Raw genomic sequence first — 16,919 nt, forward strand, 5'->3', positions numbered from 1 at the left:
TATGTCTATGAATGCAATAGGCGGGGTACTGGATCAGATTCAGTCCCAGGCCAGAAAAGTCTCAGACGCGTCAGCGCTGAACCCCTTTATTTCTAATCGTAATGTCGAGAATAAGTCACAATTCTCTGATATTTTATTTAACAGTATTAACAATATTAGCCAAATGCAGACCACAGCCAAAACCCAGTCACAGGCTTATCTCGCCGGCGTCGAAGGTATTGGCTTAAACGATGTGATGGTTTCAATGCAAAAATCATCACTGGCATTAAACCTTGGTATTCAGGTACGCAACAAATTAGTAAGTGCGTATCAAGATATTATGAATATGCCGGTATAACGCTAAGTCTTATCTTAATGCCGATTACCCCGGAAGTATGGTTGCTATTTTTCACACCCGAATCATCCTGGATATGTCTTATTAAGATTTAACAGCACACACGCATTTGTCGGGTGATGAGTGGCTCATCATTTGCGAATACGTGTGTGCGCAATAAACCAGTGAATTACCGTCAATATTATTATTGGTTGTCAGAAAAATATGCGTTCCATTACTCCGCACGCTCAACCCGCACCCATTGTGCTGACCGAGAGTGAATTAGAAAAAATCAGCAAATTGATATACCAACGCGCCGGTATTGTGCTCACCGCGCAAAAACGCGACATGGTTTATAACCGACTCACCCGTCGTCTAAGAGAGCTGAATTTAAAAAGTTTTGAGGATTACACCGATCGACTGGTGGCCAATCCAGGCTGTGACGAGTGGCAGGTATTTATCAATGCCCTGACCACTAACCTGACCTCCTTTTTCCGCGAGGCGTATCACTTCCCGACGCTGGCCCGGCATGCCCAGTCCAGAAACGGGATGTACAACGTCTGGTGCGCAGCCGCCTCAACCGGCGAAGAGCCGTGGTCGATCGCCATGACGCTGGAAGAGACGCTGGGGCGCAGCATTACCGGCCCGCGCGTGCTGGCCACCGATATTGATACCGATGTGCTGGAGAAAGCAAGCCTCGGGGTTTACCGGTTAAGTGACATCGACAACCTGACCGAACAGCAAAAACGCACCTGGTTTTTGCGCGGGACGGGCGAGCATCAAAACAGAGTGAAAATCAAAAGCGAACTGCGCAGCACGGTCCAGTTTCGCCAGCTCAATCTGATTGATGCGCAGTGGGATATTCCCGCGCCTTTCGATGCCATTTTTTGCCGTAACGTGATGATTTATTTCGATCAGAACACCCAGGAGAAGCTGCTGCAGCGCTTCGCGAAAATGCTGAAACCCGGCGGGCTGCTCTTTGTTGGCCACTCGGAGCATTTTCAAAATTTAACCAGCCCATTTCGTCTGCTCGGGCAATCTGTCTACCGCCTTGGAGATCAAAAGAGATGAGAAAAATCAAGGTGTTATGCGTTGACGACTCGTCACTGATCCGCAAGATCATGACGCATATCGTTAATGAGCAGCCGGATATGGAGATGGTCGCCACGGCGCTGGACCCGATTGTCGCACGCGATCTGATTAAGCAACACAACCCGGATGTGCTGACGCTGGACGTGGAAATGCCGCGGATGGACGGGCTGGAGTTTCTGGAAAGGCTGATGCGCCTGCGCCCGATGCCGGTAGTGATGCTGTCATCGCTCACCGGCAAAGGCTCCGATATTACGCTCAGCGCGCTGGAACTTGGGGCGGTGGATTTTATCACCAAGCCGCAAATGGGCTTACAGGATGGCATGGCGCAATACAGCGACATGATCGCCGACAAAATCCGCATGGCGGCCAAAGCGCGCATTCGTCGCAGCGAAACAAAAGTGGCGCCGCCTCGCGTGATTAAAGCCCCGCTGGTGGGCAGCGAAAAGATTATTGCCATTGGCTCCTCCACCGGAGGAACCGAGGCACTGCGTCAGCTGCTGGAACCGATGCCGCCGACCAGCCCGGCCATTGTCATTGCGCAACATATGCCGCCTGGCTTTACCCGTTCGTTTGCCAACCGGCTGGATCATCTGTGCCAGATGTCGGTGAAAGAGGCGGAACACGGCGAACGTGTGCTTCCTGGTCACGTCTATATCGCGCCGGGTGCTTTCCATATGGAGCTGACACGCAGCGGGGCGAACTATCACATCGCGCTGAATGATGATTTACCGATCAACCGCCATCGTCCCTCTGTCGATTCGCTGTTTCACTCTGTGGCGCAAAGCGCCGGGAAAAACGCTATCGGCGTGATTTTGACGGGGATGGGCAGCGACGGCGCCGCCGGACTGCTGGCGATGCGCCAGGCGGGCGCGTGGACCATTGCGCAAAGCGAACGCACATGCGTGGTGTTCGGTATGCCGCGTGAAGCGATTGCCCACAATGCCGCCTGCGAAACCGTCGATCTTGAGCAAATTGGTCAGCACATTCTTCAGCGTTCTGCCGGTCAGGCGCGCAGGATTTAATTTTTTATTTCATTCCCCTTTATTCAGGAAAAAACAATGGCAGACAAAAATTTACGTTTTCTCGTTGTCGACGACTTCGCCACAATGCGCCGAATTGTGCGCAATTTGTTGAAAGACCTTGGTTTTAACCGTGTTGAAGAAGCCGAAGATGGCCTGGATGCGCTGAACAAGCTGCGTGCGGACGCCTTTGATTTCGTCATCAGCGACTGGAACATGCCGAACATGGACGGCTTGCAGTTGCTGACAGAAATCCGCGCCGACGCCAATTTGAGCAAAATGCCCGTGCTGATGGTCACCGCCGAAGCCAAGAAAGAGAACATCATCGCGGCCGCGCAGGCAGGTGCCAGCGGTTATGTCGTGAAACCTTTCACCGCGGCAACGCTGGAAGAAAAGCTGAACAAAATCTTTGAAAAAATCGGGTGGTAACCGATGAGCGGCTTAGAAAATTCGCAGCCAGAAGATGATTTCAAAAGCATCTTCTCCCGCGTCGGGCAACTGACGCGCTTGCTGCGCGACAGCCTGGTCGACTTAGGTCTGGACCGCACCATTATTGAAGCGGCAGATGCTATCCCCGATACGCGAGACCGCCTGAACTATGTCATCGCGAAAACGGCCCAGGCGGCTGAACGCGTACTGACCTGCGTGGAAGAAGCTCGCCCGCAGCAGGAGGCGATCACGGCGCAAGCGGAAGCGTTAACCGCCCGCTGGGATGAGTGGTTCGCCGATCCGGTGGAATTACCGATCGCCAAAGCGCTGGTGACCGACACACGTCAGTTCCTCCAGCAGGCGCCGACCATTGCTCGTCAGACCAACGACCAGCTGATGGAAATCATGATGGCACAGGATTTTCAGGATCTTACCGGCCAGGTGATCCGCCGCATGATGTCGCTTATCGAACTGGTCGAGAAAGAGCTGATTCAGGTGTTGCTGGCTTACGTGCCGGAATCACTCCAGCAGGAGAAAGAGGCGGAAGCGGAAGCAAAAACCGCCGCCATGCTGGTCAATGGCCCACAAATTGACAACAGCAAAGCGGGTGTCATGGCGTCGCAAGATCAGGTCGACGACCTGCTCGACAGCCTGGGTTTCTAACGGAGCGCGGTTCGCCGCGCCGCTGAGCAAATCATGTCAGAAGAGAGTGATGTAGAAAAAACAGAAGAACCCACACCCCAGCGAAAACAGAAAGCGCGTGAAGAGGGGCAGATCCCCCGCTCGAAAGAGCTGAGTTCGCTGCTGATGTTGCTGGCCGGGTGGGGGTTTCTGCTCTCTGGCGGTTCACAGTTTGCCCGGCAACTGCTGGAGCTGCTGCGAACCGGTCTGGTGCTCAACCGTTTGTCGGTAATGGATGAACAGTCCATGTTCCACCAGACCCGCTACTTGCTGGAGATGATGAGCAGCGCGCTGCTGCCCATTTTGCTGGGTTTGTTTGTCACCGGGATCGCATCGCCGATGTTGCTGGGCGGCGTCAACCTGAGCGGCAAATCGCTGAAGCTCGATCTGAAGCGGATCTCGCCGCTTTCGGGGTTCAAACGCCTGTTTTCCGCCCAGGTGTTATCGGAAATGCTCAAAGGGTGCCTGAAGGTTGTGCTGGTCGCGTGCGCCTTCGCGCTCTACATCTACAAAAACAAAGCGCATTTCATTCAGTTAGTTAACGAAGCACTGCCGATGGCTATCGCGCATGCCATGAGCATGACGCTGGATTGCCTGATGATGGTGATTTTTTTCCTGTTACCGGTGGTGGGTTATGACGTGTTTTATCAGATAACCAGCCACCTGAAAAAGCTGCGGATGAGCCGTCAGGAGATCCGCGACGAATTTAAACAGAGCGAAGGCGACCCGCACATTAAGAGCCGCATTAAACAGATGCAGCGTGCGGCGGCGCAAAACCGAATGATGAGCGATATCCCGAAAGCGGATGTCATTGTCAACAACCCGACGCACTACTCTGTCGCCCTCTCTTATAAAGAAGGCGGTATGAGCGCGCCGGTCGTTCTGGCCAAAGGCGCCGGAGAGATTGCCTTAAAAATTCGTGAGCTGGGCGCGCAACACCGCATCCCGATGCTCGAAGCACCACCGCTGGCCCGTGCGCTTTATCGCCATTGTGAGATTGGCGAACAGATCCCGGGCGAGCTTTATAGCGCCGTCGCAGAAGTATTGGCCTGGGTTTATGGCCTGCGTCGGTGGCGCAACAACGGCGGCGTTCCGCCGAAGCAGCCCAGGGATCTCGCGGTTCCTGAGTCGATGGATTTTGTACATGAGAGTTCAAACTGATGGCTAATATCGCCAGCAAATTACGCTTACCGGCGTTTAAAGATACACAGTGGCAAATCATGGCAGGCCCGGTGCTGATCATGCTGATTCTGGCAATGATGGTACTGCCGCTGCCGGCATTTCTGCTGGATACCCTGTTCACCTTTAATATCGTGCTCTCCCTGATGATATTGATGGTGGCGATGTTTACGCAGAAAACCCTCGAGTTTTCCGCGTTTCCGACGGTGTTGCTGTTTTCAACCCTGTTGCGCCTCGCGCTGAACATTGCCTCCACGCGTATCATTCTGATGGAAGGCCACACCGGCGCTGCCGCAGCGGGCCGGGTGGTGGAAGCCTTCGGCCACTTCCTGGTCGGCGGCAACTTCGCCATCGGTATTGTGGTGTTCGCGATTCTTATCATCATCAACTTTATGGTTATCACCAAAGGTGCCGGACGTATCGCCGAAGTGGGCGCGCGTTTTGTGCTGGACGGGATGCCGGGTAAGCAGATGGCGATTGATGCCGATCTTAACGCCGGGCTGATTGGTGAAGCGGAGGCCAAACGCCGCCGTAGCGAAGTGACCCAGGAATCTGATTTCTACGGTTCAATGGACGGTGCCAGTAAATTCGTGCGCGGCGATGCCATCGCCGGGCTGCTGATCATGGCGATTAACGTGGTCGGCGGTCTGATTATCGGCGTGATGCAGCACGGTTTAAGCGTGGCGGAAGCAGGCGAAACTTATACCCTGCTGACCATCGGTGACGGTCTTGTCGCGCAGATCCCGGCACTGATCATCTCCACCGCCGCCGGTGTGATTGTGACCCGTGTTTCCAACGATGAAGACATCGGGGAACAGATGGTTGGCCAGCTGTTTAACAACCCGCGCGTCATGCTACTTTCCGGCGCGGTGATTGGTCTGCTGGGGCTGATCCCCGGTATGCCAAACCTGGTATTCCTGATGTTTACCGCCATTCTGCTGGGGCTCGCCTGGTGGCTACGCGGTCGCGAAATGAAAAACCCGACTCGCCGCAGCGCCGTGAATGAAGATAAAGACAGCGCCAGCGCGCTGGCCGCCAACGATCAGGCCACGGCGGAAGCCTCGTGGGAAGATGTTGAAATGGAAGATGTACTGGGTCTGGAAGTGGGCTATCGCCTGATCCCGCTGGTTGATAGCGACCAGGATGGGCAACTGCTGGTGCGCGTGCGCGGTATCCGTAAGAAATTTGCGCAGGAGATGGGCTTTTTGCCGCCGGCGATCCATATTCGCGACAACCTCGATCTGGCGCCTGGCGACTACCGCATTCTGCTTAAAGGCGTGGAAATCGGCAGTGGCACCATGGAGCCGGAACGCTGGATGGCCATCAACCCGGGTTATGCCGAGGGCGATCTGCCCGGCACACCGTGTGTCGATCCGGCGTTTGGCCTGCCCGCCTGCTGGATTGATGAAGTGTTGCGTGAACAGGCGCAGATTCAGGGCTTTACCGTGGTTGACCCCAGTTCGGTTATCGCCACGCACCTGAACCATTTAATCACCCTGCATACGGATGAACTGTTCAGCCGTCAGGAGACGCAGCAGTTGCTCGACCGCATCACCAAAGAGATGCCGAAGCTGGTGGAAGATTTAATTCCTGGGGTGATTTCCGTGACGCTGTTCCACAAAGTGTTGCAGAACCTGCTCTCTGAACGCGTGTCGATCCGCGATATGCGTACCATCATCGATACGCTTGCGGAATATGCGCCAGTACAAAACGATCCGGATGAGCTGACCTCGCAGGTGCGTATTCGCCTGGGCCGCGCGATCACCGCCCAGTGGTTCCGTAACGACGATGACATCAAAGTGATTGGCCTGGATACCTCGCTGGAAAAACTGCTGATCCAGTCCCTGCAAAGCGGTAGCGCGATTGAGCCGGGCATTGCCGAAAACCTGATGCGTCAGGCCGACCGCGCGATTACCGAACAGCAGTCGCTCGGCGTGTCGCCAGTGTTATTGGTCAACCCGGCGCTGCGCACAATGGTGTCGCGTTTCCTGCGTCGCGCGTTCCCGCAACTGGCGGTTTTATCGACGCTGGAAATCAGCAACAACAAGACCGTGCAAATGACAGCGGTTATTGGCACCCATTAATCACATCCCTGGTATGACTTTTCTGACGCTGCAGGACTCCCCTGCAGCGTCCGCACATACGATAGCGGCAACTGGCACACATCAATGAAATCACTGGTATTACTTCTTCTGGCGCTGCAGACGACATCCCCTGCGGCGTCCGCACAAACGACGGGCGCCTGGAGCGCCTCATCCGCTGGCGGCAGCGTCACCACTGGTAAGCAATTACTGCGTGGACGCCCGCTTTTTTCCCCGGAATCCCTTTCCCCTACGGCGCAAGCTGTGCGTATTTCATGGCGCATTACGCTGCTCTCCCCTCCCCCGCCGGGGCTGGTGATTAAGCTTTGCCGTATCGATAAATGCGTTCCGTTGCCGGCGCTTTCCGGCCAGCGTCGCATTGATGTTCCTCTGGCGGCGAACGGTGAGTTCCGCTTTATCTATTCCGTCAACAGCCTCGGCCAGTTACAGCCAGCGCTCAACGTCGTGCGTAATCAATTAACGGTAAATTATCGCGAGTAAAAAACGAAAGGCTATGCGGACAACTACTGTTCCGCTAGCCTTTTGGTGAAGATTAATGCAGTGAAGGGGCTTGATGTTGGGAGTAAAGCTGGCTGCACCGGGCACCACGATGTATAGAGGATAAATTCTGTTTGAGGGTGTTAAGACGCGTCTGTAAATTACGCGTTATTTCCGCTTCATTCGCCAGTAATGCTTTTAACAGCACTTTCAATTCTTCTTTGACCATCATCGAAAGCGCATCGGTACTATGGTTAAAAATATCCTGCTTTTTGATGACATACTCCGCTGCGACTTCAACAAAATCATCCCAGCGTTCCTGTTTCGTCATCTCCAGCATCGCTAAGTTCATATCAAATAATTCACGGTAATACTGCAAAATACTCTCAGCCATAACGTACTCGCTTCTGTACCGGCTCAATCTCTTTCCATGTGGCGGCCAGTTTCATTAACAGGCTGTCGACATGTTTTAACGGCTCAGGTTCGTTACGCAAATTCGCTTCTAATAAGGTGCGAGACATATATTCGTACATCTGCTCGAGATCGGCGGCAATATGCTGGCCTTTTTCATGATCGAGCGCGGCACGCAGTCCGTTGTCGATAATATTAATCGCTTTAGAAATCATTTTTCCGCGCTGGGCGACATTGCCTTTTTCAAAATAGATTGTGGCCTGCAAAATAGCGCTGTGGGCGCCGTCAAACAGCATGGAAATTAATTGATGCGGTGTCGCGCCCGCTAATTTGCTTTGCAGCGAGACCTGCGCATAGGCGTGAGTGCCCTGAGATGCATACATATGCGGCTCCTGAAAGCAGGCCCGCGAAGGCCTGCTGATAACAAAAAATTAAAGAGTGGCAAGCAGCGAGCTTAACTGGCTGCTCATGTTGTTCATGTTCGACATCACGGTATCCAGGTTCTGGAACTCGACGCGATAACGTTCAACCTGCGCGTCAATCAGCTTCTGGGTTTTGTCGATCTGCGTTTGCGCTATTTTCGACTGGTTTTCCAGGCTCTCGGTGGCGGTATCGATGATGCCGTCGGTTTTGGTTTTCGAATCCCCAAGGTACTCAGTGAGGATAGAACCCAGCGACGTCGCCAGCCCTTCATTCTCGCCACGACCGGAAAACATATTGGCGATTTGTTCCGGGTTATCGGCAATCGCTTCATCCAGCGTGTCTTCGTTCAGCGTCATCTGGCCGGTCTGCGCATCAATCGAGATACCGAGATCCGCCAGCGAAGCGTAGGTGGCATCCGCATCGCCGTACACGCCGTTGACGGCGGAGCGAACTTCGCTCACCAGCCCGCGCAGGGTGGAATCACCCATCAGCGCGCCGCTTTGCGAGCTTTGCGTGGCCACTTCTTCATCGCCAAGACCAGACGTATCGGCAGCAACGTACTTACTGGCCGACGACGTTTTGCTCAGCAACGCGTTGTATTGCTTAACAAAATCTTGCAGGCTGGTTTTAATTGCCGAGGTGTCGTTGGTCAGGGTGAGCTGCTCAGATTCGCCATTTTCCGACACTTTTTTCAGGTTCAGCGTCACGCCATCAATGATGTCATTGATATTGTTGGTTGAACGCGTGTAGTCGGAGCCGTCGACGCGTAATTTCGCGTCCTGCGCATCCGAAACGGCGATCATGTTGTCTGTCATACCCGGGTCGTTAACCAACTGACCTTGATCGTCAATATGCTGACCGCCGTTTGAGGTATCCAGCACACCGGCAAGCGAAGCATCGCCAGTGACTTTGACGCTCATCTGCCCGTCGGAGCCGGTTTTTTTCGAGCTCAGCACCAGCTGATAACCATCATCGGTACGCTGCACCGTAGCGGTAACATCGCCCTTCTCTTTATTGATGGCTTTCGCAATCTGGTTCAGCGACGTTTCATCATCCTTCAGCTCGACTTCCATCGATTTGCCGTCGTTTTGCGTGATGGTGATGGTACGCGTGCCGCCCGAGGTGCTGGTACCAAGCGCGGTATCGGCATCGGTTTGCGGCTGCGTTTTCAGTTTATGCGCGGCGGCTAGCTGCGAAATCGTCACCGAGTGGCTGTCGGCTTGCGCGCCGGAACCCGCAACAGCGGAAAATGCTTCGTTAGCGCTGACGGTCATTTTGCTAAACGCGTCGCCGCCCATGGTGGTGACGCTTTTTTGCAGATTCGACAGCAGACTGGAAATCTGGCCCCAGGCCGAAATTTGCGAGTCATATTTCTTTTTCAGGTTGGTGTACGGCGTCAGGCGCGTTTGTTCGCCCGCTTTTAGCTGATCCAGCATCGACGCCGTATCAATCCCGCCAGTACCAACCCCTAATGATGATATTGCCATTTCTTCTCCTGTCGGAAATGTCTGTTTGCGGTAGTTCTCTATTAAGCTATCGGCGCGGGAAAATAAAAGATGAATTTTTTACCCTTACCGCACAATAAAGAAAAGCGGCACGTTGCACCGGCTATTTTCACTAATTACAGCTGATTGCAAAAGGGCAAACACCGTACATAAAGAAGCAAAAAGGCATTGCTGATAATTAGCCGCAAAAATGACAGCAATTTATCGCTTTGCATTCAATGAAAAGCCCTTCCTTATATAGAAAGCACGCTCCATTAAAATTCGAAGAAAAAATCATAAAAAGCCATTACGCAAAATACGCGCGGTTTTGTTGGTAATTTAAAGCCTAACCCGCAAAGGCGCATAAAATATCAACGATATAGCGCTAAAAACCCATTAAAAATCAAAAAACGGCCAGTCAATAAAAAAGTTTTTCGTGCAAAAGATTTTAGTCATTTTTTAAAAGGCCGATTTATTAAGTATGCGAACGAAATGACGCATAACCATACTCTGTATAGTAAATTGTGTATAAGGAAACCCCATGTCCCAGGTTATTAATACTAACGCCCTCAGCCTCGTCGCCCAAAACAACCTGAATAAATCTCAGGGCTCTCTGGGTACTGCAATTGAGCGTCTGTCTTCTGGTCTGCGTATTAACAGCGCAAAAGACGATGCCGCAGGTCAGGCAATCTCTAACCGCTTCACCGCGAACATCAACGGCCTGAGCCAGGCTTCCCGTAACGCCAACGATGGTATCTCCATCGCGCAGACCACTGAAGGCGCGTTGAACGAAATCAACGACAACCTGCAGAACATCCGTCGTCTGTCTGTACAGGCGCAGAACGGCACCAACTCTGATTCTGACCGTCAGTCCATCCAGGACGAAATCGACGCGCGTCTGGACGAGATCAACCGTATCTCTGAACAGACTGAATTCAACGGCGTGAAAGTGCTGAGCAAAGACCAGAGCCTGTCTATCCAGGTGGGTTCTAACGATGGTCAGACCATCGATATCGAACTGAGCAAAATGGATTCTTCCACTCTGGGTATGGACGGTTTCACCGTAGCTGACGGTGTTGATCCTGCAACCCTGACTGCAAACGCCGGTACCGTGAAAGTTGATAGCGGTTTCGACTATGACCCGACGAACTTCACCGATACCAACGGTACCGCGATCACCAGCGTTGACGACATCGTGAAAGACACCAATGGTGACGTATTCGTTAAAAAAGGCGCTGAAATGTACGCAGTAACAGAAGATCCGACCACTGGTAAGATCTCCTTTAACTCTGCTAACGACGTAGCCGGTACTGTGGCGGGTGCAACCACCAGCGTTGTTGGTGACAACATGATGAGAGACCAGGCTATTGACACCACCGCTATCACAGGTGCAGGTGGCACGTTAATGGAAGATGGTGAAGGTAACTACTATGTAGATGACGGTGCCGGTAACCTGACCAAAGCAACTATCGACGAGACTAACTGGACTGCAACGGATTCTGGCAAAGCTGTTTCTACCACTCCGGCAACGACCGATCCGCTGACCAAAATCGACGACGCACTGGCTCAGGTTGACGAACTGCGTTCCGGTCTGGGTGCGGTACAGAACCGTTTCGCTTCTGTTATCAGCAACCTGAACAACACTGTTAACAACCTGTCTCAATCTCGCTCTCGTATCCTGGATGCTGACTTCGCTTCTGAAGTTTCTGAAATGAGCCGTGCGAACATCCTGCAGTCTGCTGGTACCTCTGTACTTGCTCAGGCTAACCAGGTTCCGCAGAACGTCCTGTCTCTGCTGCGTTAATTTCTGGTGTTTCCGGCAGGCTCCGGCCTGCTTTTTACCCACCCGCCCATTCGCCTGGGCGGGTTTTTTATTGCCTGCGATTTAACACACCTTTCCAGCCGTAATTCACCGTTCTGCACTGCGATAACACAAACGCGCTATCAGAACCTTCATCTATCTATTATTCCCGCGCTGGCTATCTTTTTTCTATTCCGTTTAAAGGAGAGCAGCGATGGCAGATTTAACCGCACCAGAAGGTTCATTCGCATGGGCGATGTTACAGCTTCAGGCCGGTAACCGGGTCAGCAGAAGCGTATGGCAGGATGCGGGTATGTACCTTGTCAGAAATCCAGGCTTAACAGAACAGGTGGTGGTTGAAAATGACTGGCGTGCGGCGGCGGGTATTACGGTTGGCACACCATTTAACTATTTGCCCAATATCGAGTTATGCAATGCGCAACAGGATTTTGTTCCCTGGGTTGCGACGCACGAGGATATGGAAGCGACGGACTGGCAGGGTATTGCTGCGGTTGGTGAGCCTGGCGAAAATGGGAAATTGATATTTGATATGGTGGTTAAAAGTGATGACATCATCTCGGGAGAACAATTTAACGCTAAGGACGCCCCGACAATTATTTAATCGCCTGAGATAATTTCAACTGTCGTTAATTTCAATACATTTAACAATCTTGGAACCACTCCTACTCAATGTGATTGTACAACCATGTTCCTGTCACCCAGCCTTGAAAACAAAGAGCAGCTAATTGCCGAGCTTAGTGTGGCAGGAATAAAGGTTTTACTTGGTGGTGGTGTTTATAACATGTCGCATGATTTCCGGGTTTACACTTTTGGGAACGAAGTCCGTTTTAATTTTAATGACTCCAGTTCAAGTAAAGATGTCTATAGGGTATTCGAGTACCTGAAAAGCCAGTTGGGCAAAACCATTCGGGTTTATATCACCTGGTAATTACGTAACGAAAAGGCAAAAAAAAGCCTTTCCGTGAGGAAAGGCCTGTAAGGTACAGCGCGTATAAAAAATAAAATAAAATTAGTTAAACGAGGTCTCGGTCACGCGTTCAATCAGCTCCATCTCTTCGCTGTTCAGCAGCTTTTCAATATCGACCAGAATCAGCATGCGCTCATCGAGCGAGCCAAGCCCCAGTAAATATTGTGTCGAGAGCGTAACGGTATATTCCGGCGCAGGTTTGATCTGCTCGGCATTAAGCGCCAGCACATCGGAAACGCCGTCAACCACAATCCCGACCACGCGACCGCTGTCGAGGCTCAGCACAATCACCACCGTATTGTCGTCAAACTCGGCGGAAGCCAGTTCAAATTTCACGCGCAGATCGACGATCGGCACGATCACGCCGCGCAGGTTGGTCACACCGGCAATAAAGGCAGGGGTGTTGGCAATGCGCGTCACGCGGTCGTAACCACGGATCTCTTGTACTTTTAAGATCTCAATGCCGTACTCTTCGGTGCCCAGGCGAAACACCAGGAATTCATTACCCGTGTTGTCACCGGTTAACTGCTTATTTGTGTTAGATAAATTCATTTCTTAACCTTTTTAAAAGCTGACGTCAGGCTCTGTCTCAGTGCGCTCTGGCGCTTTTTGCCAGCGTCGTTAGAACCGCCACATCCAGAATCAGCGCGACGCTGCCGTCGCCAAGGATGGTCGCCGCAGAAATACCCGGAATTTTGCGATAGTTCTGCTCAAGATTTTTCACCACCACCTGGTGCTGGCCGATCAGTTGATCCACCAACAAGGCGTAACGGCTACCGGCGCTCTGTACAATGACGGCAATCCCTTCGCTGATATCGTAATCCTCGTCGTGAATGCCAAACAGCGTGCCCAGCTCAACCAGCGGCAAATACTCTTCGCGCACCTGCAACATGCGCTCGCCGCCGGTCATCCGGTGCAGCGTATTTTCCGAAAGCATTAACGATTCCATCATGCTGCCGAGCGGCAGAACGTAGATTTCCGAGCCAACGCGCACCGACATTCCATCGAGGATCGCCAGCGTCAGCGGCAGAATAATGCGGATCTTCGAACCGCGCCCCTGTTCGGAATGGACGGTCACATGTCCGCCCATTTCCTGAATGTTACGACGCACCACATCCATGCCAACGCCGCGACCAGAGACATCGGTCACTTTTTCCGCCGTAGAGAAGCCCGGCGCGAAAATCAGCATCCAGACATCTTCATCGCTCATGTTGTCGCTGATGGTCATACCCTGCATTTGCGCACGCGCCAGGATCTTCTCGCGGTTCAGCCCGGCGCCATCATCGGTCACTTCGATGATGATATTGCCGCCGTGGTGTTCCGCAGAAAGCACCAGGTTCCCCTTGTCGGCTTTACCATTGGCGCGGCGCACATCAACCGGCTCAATCCCGTGATCGAGGCTGTTACGCACCAGGTGCGTTAACGGATCGACAATCTGTTCGATAAGACGTTTATCAAGCTCCGCAGAACCGCCAACCAGCGTCAGTTCCACTTCTTTATTCAGTTTACCGGCCAGATCGTGAACCAGACGCGGGAAGCGGCTAAAGACATATTCCATTGGCATCATGCGAATCGACATCACCGACTCCTGCAAGTCGCGCGCGTTACGCTCAAGCTGCGCAATGGTGGTAATGAGCGTGTCGTGATTGGTGGAATCGAGCACGCTGGAAAGCTGCGAGAGCATCGCCTGGGTGATGATCAACTCGCCCACCTGGTTGATTATCTGGTCAACCTTCTCGACCGCCACGCGAATGCTGCTGGCTTCTGTCGCTTGCGGGCGCTGGCGGTTATTTTCCGGGCGTTTCGCACGCGCTGCCGGTGCGGTCGGTGCCGCTACCGCGTTCACTGCCGCAGGCGTTGCTGCCGCCGCTTCGCCGGAGGTGGCAACCGGTTCTTCTTCTGCCGGGGCCGGGGCGATGGAAATCTGTTCCGGTTCGAGCACAAAACACAACACCGCCAGAATATCGTCCGGGGATACCGTGGTGTGCAGCGTCAATTGCAGGCTCTCATTGTCGGTCTGCAACTGGCTCACGCGGCCTAAATTGCCCATTTCATCAATGAGCGGCTGGCGATCGTCTTCTTTGATTTTGCTCAGCACGATGCGCAGCCGTTGGCCATCCTCGGCAGGTTTCGCCGCCGGTGTCGCAACTGCTTGTTCAACCACTGTGTCGGCAGCAACCGGTGCGGCGATATCTGTGGAAACCGCAGCGGAAGCCGTGCCGTCGAGAGCAATCTGGCGCAGTGCATTGCAGATATAGTTGAATGTCTCTTCGTCGGGCTCGGCGGAAGCTTTATAGGCATCCAGTTGATCCTGCATAATATCTTTGCTCTCCAAAAACAGATCGCGAATAGGGCCAGTAATCGTCAACGTACCGCTGCGTACATCATCCAGCAGGTTTTCCAGGATGTGCATGGTTTGCTGTAACACAGTGAAACCAAAGGTGCCCGCACCGCCTTTTATTGAGTGCGCGGCACGAAAAATCGCATTCAGAACTTCTCTGTCCGGCGAGTCGAGATCCAGCTCCAGCAGATACTTTTCCATATCCGCCATCAGCTCATCCGCCTCGTCAAAAAAGGCCTGATAAAAATCGCTTATGTCCACTTACTTACTCTCCTCAGGACCGCTTTTTACCGTAGGTTCAACTGCCACCGGGCTGCTTTGCGGCGGCGCGTCGGTGGCTGATGCACTCGGGCTTGCCGGGGTTGAAACCAGCGTGTCGCGCAAAAGCACATCTTCTTGCATGATCTGTTTCTCTTTCTGCTGGCTCAGCACCAGGATACTGATACGGCGGTTAATGGGATCGGCCGCATCGGAACCGGCCTGCATCATGGTGTCCGCCGTACCGATAACCCGGATAAATTTATTGCTCGCAAGCCCGGAACCGGCCAGGATACGCCGCGCCGCGTTAGCACGATCGGAGGAGAGCTCCCAGTTGCTGTAGCCCTGTTCACCGTTGGCGTAAGGCAGCGAATCCGTGTGTCCGGTGACAATGATGCGGTTCGGCATGTCGTTTAACACCGGCACCAGCGCCTGCAGAATATTCACCATGTAACTTTCGGGCGTCGGTCGGCCTATTTTGAACATCGGGCGATCCGCGCTATCGGTGATTTGAATCAGCAATCCATCATCGGTCAGCGAAAGCCGCAGGTTGGAGGTGAAGTTGTTCAACCGAGGATCGATTTGGATCAGGCTTTCCAGCTTCTCTCTCGCCCGCTTCAGGTTGACTTCACTCTTCTTCGCGTCCAGTTGCTGCAACGTTCGTTTGAAAACTTCACCATCTTGTTTGATGACATCTTCGCCGCCGCCGGGGATCACGCTGTCGCTAAGGCTCGCTTTATCGCCCTGCGCCAGCGTGGTTTTCATCGGCATTTTGAAGTATTCAGCGATCTGCTGGCGCTGCTCCGGGCTGGAAGAAGAGAGCAGCCACATCACCAGGAAAAACGCCATCATTGCGGTCATAAAGTCCGCATAGGCGATTTTCCAGGAACCGCCGTGTGAACCATGCTTTTTATTGATGGATCTGCGGACAACAATGGTAGTGGCAGACTTCTTACTCATGTCGACTCACCCGAAGAGGATGACGCACTTGAGGTACGTACTTCGCGAACGTGATCTTCCAGTTCCGCGAAGCTTGGACGTTCCGTGGAAAAGAGGGTTTTACGGCCAAATTCAACGGCGATCTGCGGCGCATAACCGTTCATGCTGGAAAGCAGCATGGTTTTAATGCACTCGAGCATTTTCAGGTGTTCCGCGCTACGCTGGCGCAGCAATGTCGCCAGCGGCAGCACCATGCCGTATGCCATCAAAATACCGAGGAAAGTACCGACCATGGCGTGGGCAATCAGCGCGCCCAGTTCGGCTGCCGGGCGATCGGCCGCCGCCAGGGCGTTAACCACCCCCATTACCGCCGCCACGATACCAAATGCGGGCAACCCGTCGCCGACAGCGTTAAGGCTGTGCGCCGGCACTTCATGCTCGTGTTCGCAGGTCTCAATCTCTTCATCCATCAACGCTTCCATTTCAAAGGCGTTGGTATTACCGCTCACCATCAGGCGCAGATAATCGGTGATGAAATTCATGATTTCACTGTCGGCCATCAGCCGTGGATAGGCCGAGAAAATCGGGCTGTTTTGCGGATCTTCAATATCGTTTTCCAGCGATACCAGGCCGTTCTGGCGGCCTTTCGCCAGCAACAAATACATCATCGCCAGCAGATCCATATATAACGCTTTAGTGAAATGGGAACCTTTAAACAAAGTAGGAAACGCTTTTAAGGTGGCCCGGATCGCTTTACCGTTATTTCCGACAATAAAAGCCCCTACGCCTGCCCCGCCGATAATTAAAAACTCGGTAGGCTGAAACAGTGACGCAAGATTCCCGCCACTGAGCGCAAAGCCGCCAAATACAGTCGCGAAAACGACGATATAGCCAATGATGACTAACACTTCAACTCCTTAATAACTCAATAATCATGGCGCAACAACATAGCGGGCCGCGCGGTGAAAATGCCGCAGCATCT

At 53.0% G+C, this 16,919-nt stretch carries 18 protein-coding genes; 11 read left to right on the forward strand and 7 right to left on the reverse strand.

Annotated features, from left to right (window positions below; genetic code table 11):
* The first annotated feature begins 1 nt into the window (after position 1).
* The 8 genes from fliE to IP581_RS17490 all read left to right on the forward strand — a co-directional run bounded on the left by fliE (position 2) and on the right by IP581_RS17490 (position 7,295).
* Positions 2-337 (forward strand): flagellar hook-basal body complex protein FliE, encoded by a 336-nt coding sequence (fliE, locus tag IP581_RS17455; RefSeq protein ID WP_193820982.1) that lies wholly within the window; start codon positions 2-4, stop codon positions 335-337.
* 201 nt (positions 338-538) lie between these two features.
* Entirely contained in the window at positions 539-1,384 is an 846-nt protein-coding gene (locus tag IP581_RS17460) for a CheR family methyltransferase (RefSeq protein ID WP_193820983.1), read from the forward strand.
* A complete protein-coding gene (locus IP581_RS17465) occupies positions 1,381-2,427 on the forward strand; it encodes a protein-glutamate methylesterase/protein-glutamine glutaminase (protein ID WP_193820984.1) in 1,047 nt (348 codons plus the stop codon). The genes IP581_RS17460 and IP581_RS17465 overlap by 4 nt, the downstream gene beginning before the upstream one ends.
* A gap of 36 nt (positions 2,428-2,463) precedes the next feature.
* The gene (gene cheY, locus IP581_RS17470) at positions 2,464-2,853 is read left to right on the forward strand and encodes a chemotaxis response regulator CheY (RefSeq protein WP_086873776.1); all 390 of its coding nucleotides are present in this window, start codon (positions 2,464-2,466) and stop codon (positions 2,851-2,853) included.
* A 3-nt stretch (positions 2,854-2,856) separates the two neighbouring features.
* Positions 2,857-3,516 carry a protein phosphatase CheZ gene (gene cheZ, locus IP581_RS17475; protein ID WP_193820985.1) on the forward strand — a complete coding sequence of 220 codons (660 nt, stop codon included), beginning with the start codon at positions 2,857-2,859 and terminating at the stop codon, positions 3,514-3,516.
* A gap of 33 nt (positions 3,517-3,549) precedes the next feature.
* Entirely contained in the window at positions 3,550-4,695 is a 1,146-nt protein-coding gene (flhB, locus tag IP581_RS17480; RefSeq protein WP_193820986.1) for a flagellar biosynthesis protein FlhB, read from the forward strand.
* On the forward strand, positions 4,695-6,797 hold the full coding sequence (gene flhA / locus IP581_RS17485; RefSeq protein ID WP_193820987.1) for a flagellar biosynthesis protein FlhA: 2,103 nt from the start codon (positions 4,695-4,697) through the stop codon (positions 6,795-6,797). The genes flhB and flhA overlap by 1 nt, the downstream gene beginning before the upstream one ends.
* Positions 6,798-6,881: 84 nt before the next feature.
* Positions 6,882-7,295: a flagellar protein FlhE gene (locus tag IP581_RS17490; protein ID WP_193820988.1), complete on the forward strand. Its 414-nt coding sequence runs from the start codon at positions 6,882-6,884 to the stop codon at positions 7,293-7,295.
* Between the two features lie 52 nt (positions 7,296-7,347).
* Here IP581_RS17490 and IP581_RS17495 read toward each other — a convergent pair whose 3' ends face one another.
* Genes IP581_RS17495 through fliD form a run of 3 tightly spaced genes read right to left on the reverse strand, consistent with a single transcriptional unit; the run spans position 7,348 to position 9,613 of the window.
* Complete coding sequence (locus tag IP581_RS17495; protein ID WP_086873772.1) at positions 7,348-7,686, reverse strand: flagellar protein FliT; 339 nt, start codon at positions 7,684-7,686, stop codon at positions 7,348-7,350.
* The gene (fliS, locus tag IP581_RS17500) at positions 7,679-8,086 is read right to left on the reverse strand and encodes a flagellar export chaperone FliS (protein ID WP_193820989.1); all 408 of its coding nucleotides are present in this window, start codon (positions 8,084-8,086) and stop codon (positions 7,679-7,681) included. Before fliS ends, IP581_RS17495 begins: the two co-directional genes overlap by 8 nt.
* Before the next feature lie 48 nt (positions 8,087-8,134).
* Positions 8,135-9,613, reverse strand: coding sequence for a flagellar filament capping protein FliD (gene fliD / locus IP581_RS17505; RefSeq protein ID WP_193820990.1), 1,479 nt, complete (start codon positions 9,611-9,613; stop codon positions 8,135-8,137).
* A 538-nt stretch (positions 9,614-10,151) separates the two neighbouring features.
* On the opposite strand from fliD, the gene IP581_RS17510 reads away from it, so the two are divergent.
* The 3 genes from IP581_RS17510 (at position 10,152) to IP581_RS17520 (ending at position 12,360) form a co-directional block, all read left to right on the forward strand.
* Positions 10,152-11,414: a FliC/FljB family flagellin gene (locus IP581_RS17510; RefSeq protein WP_193820991.1), complete on the forward strand. Its 1,263-nt coding sequence runs from the start codon at positions 10,152-10,154 to the stop codon at positions 11,412-11,414.
* Between the two features lie 211 nt (positions 11,415-11,625).
* Entirely contained in the window at positions 11,626-12,033 is a 408-nt protein-coding gene (locus IP581_RS17515) for a Thoeris anti-defense Tad2 family protein (protein WP_193820992.1), read from the forward strand.
* A gap of 84 nt (positions 12,034-12,117) precedes the next feature.
* On the forward strand, positions 12,118-12,360 hold the full coding sequence (locus IP581_RS17520; RefSeq protein ID WP_193820993.1) for a hypothetical protein: 243 nt from the start codon (positions 12,118-12,120) through the stop codon (positions 12,358-12,360).
* 81 nt (positions 12,361-12,441) lie between these two features.
* Here IP581_RS17520 and cheW read toward each other — a convergent pair whose 3' ends face one another.
* Genes cheW through motA form a run of 4 tightly spaced genes read right to left on the reverse strand, consistent with a single transcriptional unit; the run spans position 12,442 to position 16,845 of the window.
* Positions 12,442-12,951 carry a chemotaxis protein CheW gene (gene cheW / locus IP581_RS17525; RefSeq protein ID WP_086873767.1) on the reverse strand — a complete coding sequence of 170 codons (510 nt, stop codon included), beginning with the start codon at positions 12,949-12,951 and terminating at the stop codon, positions 12,442-12,444.
* A gap of 37 nt (positions 12,952-12,988) precedes the next feature.
* Positions 12,989-15,001 carry a chemotaxis protein CheA gene (gene cheA, locus IP581_RS17530; protein ID WP_193820994.1) on the reverse strand — a complete coding sequence of 671 codons (2,013 nt, stop codon included), beginning with the start codon at positions 14,999-15,001 and terminating at the stop codon, positions 12,989-12,991.
* Positions 15,002-15,958, reverse strand: a complete 957-nt coding sequence (gene motB, locus IP581_RS17535; protein WP_193820995.1) for a flagellar motor protein MotB — start codon at positions 15,956-15,958, stop codon at positions 15,002-15,004.
* Positions 15,955-16,845: a flagellar motor stator protein MotA gene (motA, locus tag IP581_RS17540; RefSeq protein ID WP_086873764.1), complete on the reverse strand. Its 891-nt coding sequence runs from the start codon at positions 16,843-16,845 to the stop codon at positions 15,955-15,957. Before motA ends, motB begins: the two co-directional genes overlap by 4 nt.
* Positions 16,846-16,919 lie beyond the last annotated feature (74 nt).

The sequence above is a fragment of the Kosakonia pseudosacchari genome (genome assembly GCF_015167415.1).
GTDB lineage: Bacteria > Pseudomonadota > Gammaproteobacteria > Enterobacterales > Enterobacteriaceae > Kosakonia > Kosakonia pseudosacchari.

What these genes read in the sequence shown, in the direction of transcription:
- fliE (WP_193820982.1), top strand. Translation starts at nt 2, where the DNA reads ATGTCTATGAATGCAATAGGCGGGGTACTGGATCAGATTCAGTCCCAG.
- IP581_RS17460 (WP_193820983.1), top strand. Translation starts at nt 539, where the DNA reads ATGCGTTCCATTACTCCGCACGCTCAACCCGCACCCATTGTGCTGACC.
- IP581_RS17465 (WP_193820984.1), top strand. Translation starts at nt 1,381, where the DNA reads ATGAGAAAAATCAAGGTGTTATGCGTTGACGACTCGTCACTGATCCGC.
- cheY (WP_086873776.1), top strand. Translation starts at nt 2,464, where the DNA reads ATGGCAGACAAAAATTTACGTTTTCTCGTTGTCGACGACTTCGCCACA.
- cheZ (WP_193820985.1), top strand. Translation starts at nt 2,857, where the DNA reads ATGAGCGGCTTAGAAAATTCGCAGCCAGAAGATGATTTCAAAAGCATC.
- flhB (WP_193820986.1), top strand. Translation starts at nt 3,550, where the DNA reads ATGTCAGAAGAGAGTGATGTAGAAAAAACAGAAGAACCCACACCCCAG.
- flhA (WP_193820987.1), top strand. Translation starts at nt 4,695, where the DNA reads ATGGCTAATATCGCCAGCAAATTACGCTTACCGGCGTTTAAAGATACA.
- IP581_RS17490 (WP_193820988.1), top strand. Translation starts at nt 6,882, where the DNA reads ATGAAATCACTGGTATTACTTCTTCTGGCGCTGCAGACGACATCCCCT.
- IP581_RS17495 (WP_086873772.1), bottom strand. Translation starts at nt 7,686, where the DNA reads ATGGCTGAGAGTATTTTGCAGTATTACCGTGAATTATTTGATATGAAC.
- fliS (WP_193820989.1), bottom strand. Translation starts at nt 8,086, where the DNA reads ATGTATGCATCTCAGGGCACTCACGCCTATGCGCAGGTCTCGCTGCAA.
- fliD (WP_193820990.1), bottom strand. Translation starts at nt 9,613, where the DNA reads ATGGCAATATCATCATTAGGGGTTGGTACTGGCGGGATTGATACGGCG.
- IP581_RS17510 (WP_193820991.1), top strand. Translation starts at nt 10,152, where the DNA reads ATGTCCCAGGTTATTAATACTAACGCCCTCAGCCTCGTCGCCCAAAAC.
- IP581_RS17515 (WP_193820992.1), top strand. Translation starts at nt 11,626, where the DNA reads ATGGCAGATTTAACCGCACCAGAAGGTTCATTCGCATGGGCGATGTTA.
- IP581_RS17520 (WP_193820993.1), top strand. Translation starts at nt 12,118, where the DNA reads ATGTTCCTGTCACCCAGCCTTGAAAACAAAGAGCAGCTAATTGCCGAG.
- cheW (WP_086873767.1), bottom strand. Translation starts at nt 12,951, where the DNA reads ATGAATTTATCTAACACAAATAAGCAGTTAACCGGTGACAACACGGGT.
- motB (WP_193820995.1), bottom strand. Translation starts at nt 15,958, where the DNA reads ATGAGTAAGAAGTCTGCCACTACCATTGTTGTCCGCAGATCCATCAAT.